Raw genomic sequence first — 10,453 nt, forward strand, 5'->3', positions numbered from 1 at the left:
TAAAAAACATAAAATTTACAACTCAGACTGCAAAATAAGGAAGGAGTAAGTAATTATGTATGTTTACACATTAATTGGGTCCATTCCTATAATAAATTTTACAAGCATACTATAAGTCATATACTCGAAAAGACTAAAGTAATCACATATATATCTTACTGTTAAGGTATAAAATTGAGGTTATCTAATTGATAGTAAGGTTGTTTTTTATTTCACCTTAAATAAAAGAGACACTTTTTTAAACCTGCAGCTTTAGATATTTCTACTAAATATGAATGTTTTTATATATTTTAGTGATGCTTTGTTACAAATCTTTACAAACATTCAAGTTATTGTTATTAAAGTATTTTATTTTAAGGTGATATAAGCTTTAAATATACACATATTACTTTTTCAATAAAATCAGCTGCTTACTGTTGATTTTATTGTAATGGTGAAAGACACATTTGTTATTTTTGCTGGTTTAAAGTTAATAATGTGTTGACCTCTTTGTTTCTCTAGTACTATCATCCGTCACACAATAAAGTCCTACTGTACCTTCATATAGGCATTTTTAGTCTTGTTAAGTGGCTTTATTGCGCATTAATTTTAAAAATTAAGCATAAATAATAAAATAGTATTCTAGGGAGAATCAAATGTTAAACAATAAAATTTCAAAGGCAGTTCGCTTAGCGATTGCTTTTGGTACAGCATCAACGGCTGTTTTCGCTGCAAATTCAATTGCGGCAGAAGAAGGCGTTGAAAAAGTAGAACGTATAGAGGTTACAGGCTCGCGTATTAAGCGTTTTTCAGAGGTTTCACCTACTCCTGTAACTACAATTACTGGCGAAGAGCTATCTAATGCCGGCATCACAAACATATCAGATTTGTTACAAAAGCTGCCTTCATCTGGCGTAGGCTCTGCACCTACAACAACTACTAACACTATTTTTGGTGCGGGTATAAATACTACAGATCTTCGTCAGCTTGGAGAAGGTCGTACTTTAGTACTTGTAAACGGTCGTCGATACGTAGGTGCTTCTGTAGATAATCCTGCGGTAGATTTAAACGGCATTCCGACTGAAATGATTGAACGTATGGATATTGTTCATGGCGGCGCGTCAGCAGTTTACGGTTCAGATGCAATTGCGGGTGTAGTTAATATTATTTTGAAAAAGTCTCAAGATACTATGGACTTCAACTACAAAAAATCTATTACAGAACAAAGTGGTGGTGAAGAAGAGTCTTTTTCATTCACATTTGGTGGTGAAAGCGACAAAATAAGTTTTATTACGAGCTTATCTTACTCAGAAACAGAACAGCTTGAAGCTCAAGACCGTGACTTTCTTCGTAACCCAGTTTCTGGGATGTTAAACCCTGATAATGTTTCTGACACAGATGGAATTCCACAGAATATTTTAGCTACAGGTGAGTTTGCCGGTTTGCAAACACTAGGCTATTACGATCGCGCAGGTGATGCATTCTTACCTGATGGCCATGTTGTATTTGGTGATAATGGTGAATTTAGTCCCGTTATAGTTGGTGGTGTAACAAGACCTGCGCCGAATAATCAACTTAGATATTTTGGTGACGGCTTCTCTAATGGTTACAAATTTATTGAACATCAAGATCTTGCAACACCACTTAATCGTTTTAATGTTTTTACAAACATTGTAAATAATTATGCTGACGATCATTCAATGAATTTTGAAGTTTCTTTTTCAAAAGCAAGTGCTTATGCAGAAAGTAGCCCAATTTTCCTTGCTGAATCGATTCGTTCAGATAATGCATTTTTAGACCCGGCTGCTAAAGCACAACTAGATGAAGCTGATAGAGATTCAGTTACAATTTATAAGCTAGCTTCGGGTTTCGGTAATCGTACCTATGAAGATGATCGTACAACACTTAATACAACTCTTTCTTTCCAAGGGTTACTACTAGAAGAGTTCGATTACGAAGTATATTTTAGTTACGGTCGCAATAAAAACGACACTACATGGAACGGTGAATTCCTTACTGAGAACTTTAACAAGGCTATTGACGCGGTAGAAATTGACGGAGCAATTCGTTGTGCAGACCGTGATTCAGATGGTTCTTTAGTTGGTGCGTTAGATGGTTGTCAGGCATTGAGCCTGTTCGGTCTTAATGGTGCATCTCAAGAAGCTTTAGATTACGTTACTACCTCAGCATCAATTTCTAAAGTTAAACAGCAGCAAGTTATTGGTGGTGTTATTTCAGGTTATGCTTTTGATATGCCTGCCGGTGGTGTTTCTTTTGCTTTAAGTGCTGAGCATCGTAAAGAAACTGGTTCTAATGAACCTGGTGCAGCAATGCAGAATAATCTAGTGTTTGGTAACTTTGTAAAAGCATGGGATGGTGAATTTACAGTTGATGAAATTGGTGTTGAAATGTCAGTTCCATTATTAGTGGATGCACCATTTGTTGATTCATTAAGCCTTGAGTTAGCCGCTCGTTACATGGATTACTCTTCAGTGGGCGATAATGTAGCTTGGAAGGTAGGCTTTAACTATGCAATGAACGATGAACTTCGTTTCCGTGGTACAAAGTCTAAGTCGGTTCGTGCTCCATCATTATCTCAACTTTATTCTGCCGGTACTCAGTCATTCGCGTCTTATGGCGATCCATGTGACCAAACTAATATATCTACAGCGAGTGATAGCAAAAAAGCAAACTTAATTGCTAACTGTCAAGCTGCAGGTATTCCAAACCCAGGTACTACAGTTGGAGATTGGAGACCATCTGATGATTGGCGTAGTGTTACTCCGCCAAGTGTAAATTCAGGTAATGCAAATCTTCAAGAAGAAACGTCTGACGATACATTATTTGGTGTAATTTATACCCCAACTGAAAATATCACGTTAATTGCAGATTATTGGAGTTTTGACGTTGAAGATGCAATTAACTCTTTAGGTGCACAGCGTGTTATTGATGATTGTTACGAAGCGTCTAGTTTAGATAATAGTGCTTGTGACTTAGTTGACCGTGATCCTACGACTCTTGATATTTCTGAGGTTCGTAATGGACCATATAACTTAGCATCTTACTCTCTTAAAGGTGTTGATTTAGAAGGTACATACAAGTATGAAACGAGCTACGGTTCATTTAACTTCCGTTTACTAGCAAGTTACCTTGAGCATAGAGAGTTTAATACAGATGTTTCTAGCGAAGGCTATGAACCAACACCTACAGTTGGTGAAGTAAGATACCCTCGTTGGCAGGGTAACCTAACGGTAGGCTATACTTACGATGATTTATACGTAGGTATGATTGGTAAATACCGTCATTCAACAGTATTAGACAGAGAGTGGACTGCTGAAAATAACAACTATAATGATGTTCCTTCTTATACAGAATGGTCAATAAATGGTCGTTATACTGTTAGCGAAATGCTTGAAGTAAGATTAGGTGTTTCAAACTTATTTGATATTACACCTCCTAGAAATCCTGGCACATACGATGATGGTGAGTTTTTCGACGTATACGGCAGACGTTTCAACTTAGGACTAAACTTACGTTTCTAATATTTTTAGTAAATAAGTTTATAAACGAAAGTGTTTAATATTAAAGCCTACTGAAATTTCAGTAGGCTTTTTTTATGTTTTACTTGCCCTGATATGTGTTTATACCAACCGGCTTATATATGGGGTTTATTTAACGATAAGTAAATTGCGCTATAACTAGGCAAAAATTTTTATATCTAGTTGATATTACGTTTCTTTAGACTAGAAATTGTTGGATTTACTTAGCGGTTCTTCAGACGTTTAAAAAACAGAATGGATAGCAACGAAAGATTATCTTTCATTACTTAAGCTAAAAATGTGGTGATTGGATATATTCTCGGGTAGTACAGCCCTCAACCTTGATCATATCTGATATGCCAATTACTGTATTGATAGAGTGGTTACGTGCCTCAAAGCTACGTTAACAACGTCTTCGTATCCTTTAAAAGCCTATTCTAAATTTATTACATTCTAATCTGATGAATAGGGTGGTGCTTTAATATCTTTGAGTATTAAAGCTATCAGCAGCATCACATTACATCACGCATAACAGCAGCTCTTTCATTTTTTCGTTTCAGTATTAAGCTTGCGTCACTCGAATAGCGTCTTTATCTATATAAGGAGTTATTAACACTCCTACCTCGCCGACTTTCTGAAATACAGACTAAGCATTTATACATATTTAATAGTAATTACTATAAAAAGTGACTCAGCTATTTTAGTTAGCCTGCCATCGGTGTGCGATTTTTGAAATCAATGAAAATATAGCTTATGGATTCTTTCTTTTTTAGAAAGGCCAAGTAGTACTTTTTCAGATAGTTGAATAGCTATTGTTGTCTCAATCATTTTTGTTAATTTTATGTAGGTAATTTATTTTTTTGCATGCTTTTACACCTACATAATTCGCCACAATAAGGAAGTAAGTAACTTGTTTGAGGCGAGACTTAGATATGATTTCTTCAGTAAATAGCACTTATTCTAAATCAAGTTTTTGCAATAATGCAATAATGCAATAATGCAGAAAGAGCATTGTGTTTGTTTTTTGTTACTTTAAGGCTTTGTAAATAAAGGGTTTTATTTGGTTAGCCAAGTGTTGACCTTTTGCATAACTTGGGACTACTATTCAAATCGAAACAGGTACTGTGATTAATTACAGACCGTTTTGAAAACAAAATAATTAAAATAGAATTCTAGGGAGAACCATATGTTAAATAATAAAATTTCAAAGGCAGTTCGCTTAGCTATCGCTTTTAGTGCGGTATCCACCGCTGCTTTTTCTGCAAGCTCTATGGCAGCAGAAAAAGAAAAAGTTGAGCGTATAGAAGTAACTGGGTCTCGCATTAAGCAAGTTGATATGGAAACATCATCACCAGTAACTGTTATTACCGCTGCAGATCTACAATTATCAGGTGAAGCATCAGTTGCTGATGTTTTAAATAATACTTCTGTAAATAGCTTTGGTTCATGGCGTGGTATGTCTGGCTACGGTAACGGCGCAGCAGCAACAAGTAATATTAACATGCGTGGCCTTGGGGCTGAGTACACATTAGTGCTACTTGACGGTCGCCGTATGCCTGGTACAAGTTCGTCTTCAGGCGCTGCCGCAGATACTTCTCGTATTCCAATGGCAATAGTAGAAAGAATTGAGATTCTTCGTGAAGGTGCTTCTGCTGTATATGGCTCAGATGCTGTTGCAGGTGTAATTAACATTATTACAAAAAAAGACTTTAACGGTTTAAGTTTTTCATATGATACCGAGCTACCTAGTGCTGAAGGTGGTGATACAAATCGTTTTAACGTAAGTACAGGTTACTCTGGTGAGAAGGGTAATATTACATTAACTTATGAATATTATGATGCTGAATCAGTATACGATAGAGATATTTGGAAATTAAATGATGAGACTTATGCTGATTATTCGTCATTTAGCTCAGTTCCAAATGGTAATGGTGCTAGTGGTTGGGTTACAAGCCCTACTATGTGTGCAGAATCAAATAACACGGTTGATGGTGGCACTCGCTGTTTATATAACTATGGTGCAGTAACTAAGTTATTTGGTGATACTACTCAGAACTCAATGCTTTCAAATTTCAATTATGAATTCACTGATAACTTAAAGTTCCGCGGTCGCGCAAGTGCATCACTTTCTGAAACTGATTCTCGCTATGCAGGTACACCTGTATCTACAAACCAACCAACTATGTTGGCTGATAATCCTTTAAACCCTGTAGGCGAAGATTTAACTCTATACATGCGTTCAGCTAACATTGGTGAGCGAGATACTCGTACTGAAATTAATAGTATTGATTTCTTAGGTGGTTTAGTCGGCTTTGTAGATGTTGCAAATGGTATTGACTGGGAATTTAATGTACAACACAGCCGTTCTACAACTAACTCATTCAATACAAACCTGATAAATGATGATGTTGTTCAGAAATTAATTGATAGCGGCGAATATGATATCTTTAATACATCAGGAATGAGCTTTGCTAACTGGGATAGCAGCATGAAAGACTTGTATGGGCAAGCTGCTCACACAGGTGTGTATCAAGCTCGTTTTACAAGTACTCAATTTGATACGGTAGCATCTACATTATTGTTTGATAATGGTGATGTTTCGATTGCTGGCGTAGTTGGTGCTGAATTTGAGCAAGTAGAATTTGAACAAATGAGTGACCCTCAATCGGCTTCAGGTCGAGTGTCAGGTGGCTCAGGTGGTGACGATGTTAATGCAGAACGTGATAGAACATCTGTATATTCAGAGCTTCAAGTAAACCTACCATACAATGTTGATATTAAAGCAGCTGTTCGATACGACAAGTACGAGCAAGAAGGTGACGTTGGTTCACAATTTGTATCAGGAACATTCGATAATGTTGCCCCTCAAATTGGTGTTGCATGGCGTCCTTCTGATGCGCTATTAGTGCGAGCTAGCTGGGGTGAATCGTTCCGTGCACCTAACATGGGCGAAATGTTCTCTAGTCAGGCACTAAGCTTCGAAAAAGCTTACGATACAATTTGGTGTGATACGCAAGGCAATGCAGGTTCTGATGCTATTTACTGTAACCCAAATGCTTCACAGCAACATAAAACTTGGTTTGGTGGTAATCCAGATCTTGAGCCAGAAGAAGGTGAATCATTTACAACTGGTTTTGTTTGGAATGTAACAGATGACTTATCTGTAGAGCTTTCTTACTATAATATTAAGTTAGAAAACAGAATTGCAGCAGTAAGTGTTGAACGTCTATTAAAAGACGAGCAAGACAATGGTTCTAACCCTGCAGTAGTTCGCGATCCAAATACAGGTCGTATTGATGTAATGTACAGCTTTGACCAAAATATGGCGAGTTTAGAAACATCAGGTTTTGATTTTAAAACAGCTTACATGTTTGAATCTAGCATTGGTAACTTCGCTCTTAAAGGTGAGTTAAGTTATGTAAGTGACTTTGAAGAAGTAACAGAAGAGGGTGCTGACGCATTCGATTACGCTGGTTTACAAGAGTACCCAGAGCTTCGTGGTAATGTTACCTTTGATTGGACAAATGATGCATTTGGTGCAGCATGGACTACATACTACATAGGCGACCAAGACTCAGGTAATGAAGAGTATGGTGTAACATATTTAGCTGATATTCCAAGCTATATTAAACACAATATCCAAGTATCATATAACCATGAATGGAATGGTAAGTTTGTACTAGGTGTGAACAATGTGTTTGATAAAGAAGCACCACAGCTAAACGATGGCACTAGAGGTTATCGCGATGCTTCAACATCATTATATGATGTTTTAGGCCGAGCTGTATTTTTAAAAGTTGAACAAAACTTCTAAAAATCGTTTATAGATTATGTTTCGTCTTTAATACGTTGACGATTATAAAAAAAGGTCAGTTGCTTATGCTTCTGACCTTTTTACATTTGGTTTTCTATTTTATCTTTTAAAATTTTAATTATGGTTTGTATGTACTTACTGGCCCACTTTATTTTTAAGTTTGTTACCTTGTGATTTTCCGATTATATTCACCTGACACGAAAAATAGATAATGTGGTTTTTTAATAGAGTCGAAGTAATGATATTTGCAAATTACATATAAGTTCATAGCTGCTTTATTGTACTGAAAGCTGGCATTTATTATTCAACGGATTAGTAGTGTTTTTATCGACTATATATTTTATAAAATGAAGTTCCCTTATACATCGACAATTTATATTAAATTACTCCCAATTTAATAAGGTAGGACTAATAGCGTATATTTAACAGAGGGATTATTTAGTTTATATCTTGTAATAGTCATTCCTGAAAAATACCCTTATACTTAAAATGAATATTTAAACAAATCCAATCACACAATTTAGCGAGATATAAATGAAAGAAGTCCGATCTTTTATTAAAACAGCATCATTAACGGATCTTGAAAAAGCCCAACAGCTTATCAATGATGCAATTTCAAAATATACCCAGCAGCAAAAAGCGAAACAGGAAGTTTTGGATCTTTTAAAAGAAAAAGGACTTACGCTAGAAGATTTACAAGATGGAGCATCAGACAAACGTACTAAAGTTAAGCCTAAGTACCGCATGGAACTTAATGGTGAGACTATTGAATGGACAGGCCGTGGCCGTCGTCCTAAAGCGTTTGAAGGTGTTGAGCTTGAGAAATTTTTAGCCTAAAGCTAAATATAAGAGAAGCTTCGGCTTCTCTTTTTTGTTTACTCCTCAATAAAATATAATTAAAGTTTAAAACTCCCAGCTATTATTTGCTAAAATCTCTTCACTCAAACCTATTTGTTTTCCCATGAGCTATAAACTAAGACCTTACCAGCAAGAAGCCGTAGAACGCACCGTTTTACACTTTAGAAAGAGTAATGATCCTGCCGTTATTGTGCTACCGACCGGTGCAGGTAAAAGCCTTGTTATTGCTGAACTTGCCCGTATTGCTAAGCAAAAAATATTAGTACTTGCTCATGTCAAAGAGTTGGTAGAGCAAAATTCGCAAAAATATAAAAGTTTTGGTTTAGAGGCGAGTATATTTTCAGCAGGTTTAAAAGAAAAGTCATTAAACCATCAAGTAACCTTTGCCAGTGTGCAATCACTTTCTCGTAATTTAAATAAATTAAATGAGCATTATTCGTTACTTATTATTGATGAATGCCACAGGGTAAATGGGGATAAAAAAAGCCAGTACGGAAAAGTAATAAGTAGTTTAAAAGAATATAACCCTCAGTTAAAAGTATTGGGTTTAACAGCAACACCTTATCGGCTAGGAACGGGGTGGATATACCATCATCATTATCATGGCTTTGTTAAAGGGACTAATGAAAGCCCGTTTAAAAGTTGTATTTTTGAATTACCACTCAGGTATATGATCAAACATAATTATTTAACGCCGCCAAACGAAGTTGATGCAGCGATTAGCCATTATGATTTTTCGTCTTTAGATAGCAATGCATTTGGGCAATATACGACTGATGATATGAATGCGCTTTTAAAAAACAGTGAGCGCGCAACGAAAGCGATATTACAGCAAGTAATTCAATACAGTGAAGAGCGTGAAGGTGTTATGGTTTTTGCAGCCACGGTAATGCATGCTCAGGAAATATTAAGCTACCTACCAGCTCAGCAAAGTGCACTTATAACAGGTGATACGCCAAACACTGAGCGCGATAAAATCATTAAGCAATTTAAAGCTAAGCAATTAAAGTATCTAGTTAATATATCGGTACTAACAACCGGCTTTGATGCGCCACACGTCGACTTTATAGCTATTTTAAGACCTACAGAATCAGTTAGTTTATATCAACAAATTGTGGGGCGAGGCTTGAGGCTATCTGAATCAAAAACGGATTGCTTAGTAATAGATTATGCCGGCAATGGTTTTAATTTATTTCACCCAGAAGTAGGCGATAAAAAAGGCGATAGTGATAATGAACCTGTGCAGGTACTTTGTCCTGGCTGTGGTTTTGCGAATATATTTTGGGGTAAAACTGATTCCGCAGGAAAAGTAATAGAGCACTTTGGCAGGCGCTGTAAAGGGCTGTTAGAAGATGATGATGGGCATAAAGAGCAGTGCGATTATCGTTTTAGGTTTAAAGAGTGTGAGCAGTGCGGTGCCCAAAATGATATTGCTGCACGTAAATGCCATGATTGTGGCGCGGTTATGGCCGACCCTGATGATAAGTTACGTAATGCATTAAACTTAAAAGACGCACTTGTGCTTCGATGTAGTGGGTTATCGGTAACTCAAATTAAAGATGAACTTATTAAAATAACGTATTTTGATGAAGATGGTGCAAGTTGCGATGAAGTATATAACCTCGCAAATAAAGGCGGGCAATTTATATTTAATAAGCAATTTGGTCAACGTGTGGGGCTTGGGCAAACACCTATTAATTTTAAAACTGCAGCGCAAGTAGTAAACGCACAATTTGAATTAGTACCACCGGATTTTGTTATTGCACGAAAAAGCAAAAAGTATGGTTGGAAAGTGGCTGATAAGCTATTTGACTATAAAGGGGGTTTTAGAAAGGCAAATCAGTTAAGCCGCTAAGCTTAACTGATAGAGTACATTGAACTAATACAATTAAAAGGCAACTAAGCCTCGTCACCGTCCATTAATCCCCAGCCATCACCGTATCCATTAAAGCTATTAGCAATACTTTCAATGTATTGCTCTGCTTGTCCTAGAAGGGTGTGCTCTGGCACCATTTGTACTTGAGTGATTACTTCCCAAACGCCAGTATCTTTGCATTTTTCGAGCTCAGCATTTTGAACTAATGCATCAGAGACTATTTCTTTAGCAAATTTTTCAGCATCGGCTTCTTGTTCAAATAAAATAAAAAAATCGACTTGGTGCATTTTATTTAAATCAATGCCAGCAGCGGCTATTTCGGCTAAAAGTTGGCCGTTATCATCATCAGGGAATTGCATTAAAAACTCATTTAAAATTAATTTTTTA

At 36.5% G+C, this 10,453-nt stretch carries 5 protein-coding genes; 4 read left to right on the forward strand and 1 reads right to left on the reverse strand.

Going from position 1 to position 10,453, the window contains the following annotated elements:
* Nucleotides 1-635 precede the first annotated feature (635 nt).
* From I6F47_RS16130 to I6F47_RS16145, 4 genes are all read left to right on the forward strand, one after another.
* Nucleotides 636-3,521 carry a TonB-dependent receptor plug domain-containing protein gene (locus I6F47_RS16130; protein WP_197184190.1) on the forward strand — a complete coding sequence of 962 codons (2,886 nt, stop codon included), beginning with the start codon at nt 636-638 and terminating at the stop codon, nt 3,519-3,521.
* Between the two features lie 1,183 nt (nt 3,522-4,704).
* A complete protein-coding gene (locus tag I6F47_RS16135) occupies nt 4,705-7,332 on the forward strand; it encodes a TonB-dependent receptor (protein WP_076924415.1) in 2,628 nt (875 codons plus the stop codon).
* Nucleotides 7,333-7,866: 534 nt separating this feature from the next.
* Nucleotides 7,867-8,169, forward strand: a complete 303-nt coding sequence (locus I6F47_RS16140; RefSeq protein WP_007586043.1) for an H-NS histone family protein — start codon at nt 7,867-7,869, stop codon at nt 8,167-8,169.
* A 124-nt stretch (nt 8,170-8,293) separates the two neighbouring features.
* Complete coding sequence (locus I6F47_RS16145) at nt 8,294-10,045, forward strand: DEAD/DEAH box helicase (protein WP_024593665.1); 1,752 nt, start codon at nt 8,294-8,296, stop codon at nt 10,043-10,045.
* 44 nt (nt 10,046-10,089) lie between these two features.
* Here the strand turns inward: I6F47_RS16145 and I6F47_RS16150 are convergent, their stop codons facing one another.
* Nucleotides 10,090-10,425, reverse strand: a complete 336-nt coding sequence (locus I6F47_RS16150; RefSeq protein ID WP_007378192.1) for a ribonuclease E inhibitor RraB — start codon at nt 10,423-10,425, stop codon at nt 10,090-10,092.
* Nucleotides 10,426-10,453: the final 28 nt, after the last annotated feature.

Source organism: Pseudoalteromonas sp. NZS37, assembly GCF_015864265.1.
Lineage (GTDB): Bacteria > Pseudomonadota > Gammaproteobacteria > Enterobacterales > Alteromonadaceae > Pseudoalteromonas > Pseudoalteromonas arctica.

Bases quoted from the DNA above. Each gene is read 5' to 3' on its own strand.
- I6F47_RS16140 (WP_007586043.1), top strand. From the start codon at position 7,867: ATGAAAGAAGTCCGATCTTTTATTAAAACAGCATCATTAACGGATCTT.
- I6F47_RS16145 (WP_024593665.1), top strand. From the start codon at position 8,294: ATGAGCTATAAACTAAGACCTTACCAGCAAGAAGCCGTAGAACGCACC.
- I6F47_RS16135 (WP_076924415.1), top strand. From the start codon at position 4,705: ATGTTAAATAATAAAATTTCAAAGGCAGTTCGCTTAGCTATCGCTTTT.
- I6F47_RS16150 (WP_007378192.1), bottom strand. From the start codon at position 10,425: ATGCAATTCCCTGATGATGATAACGGCCAACTTTTAGCCGAAATAGCC.
- I6F47_RS16130 (WP_197184190.1), top strand. From the start codon at position 636: ATGTTAAACAATAAAATTTCAAAGGCAGTTCGCTTAGCGATTGCTTTT.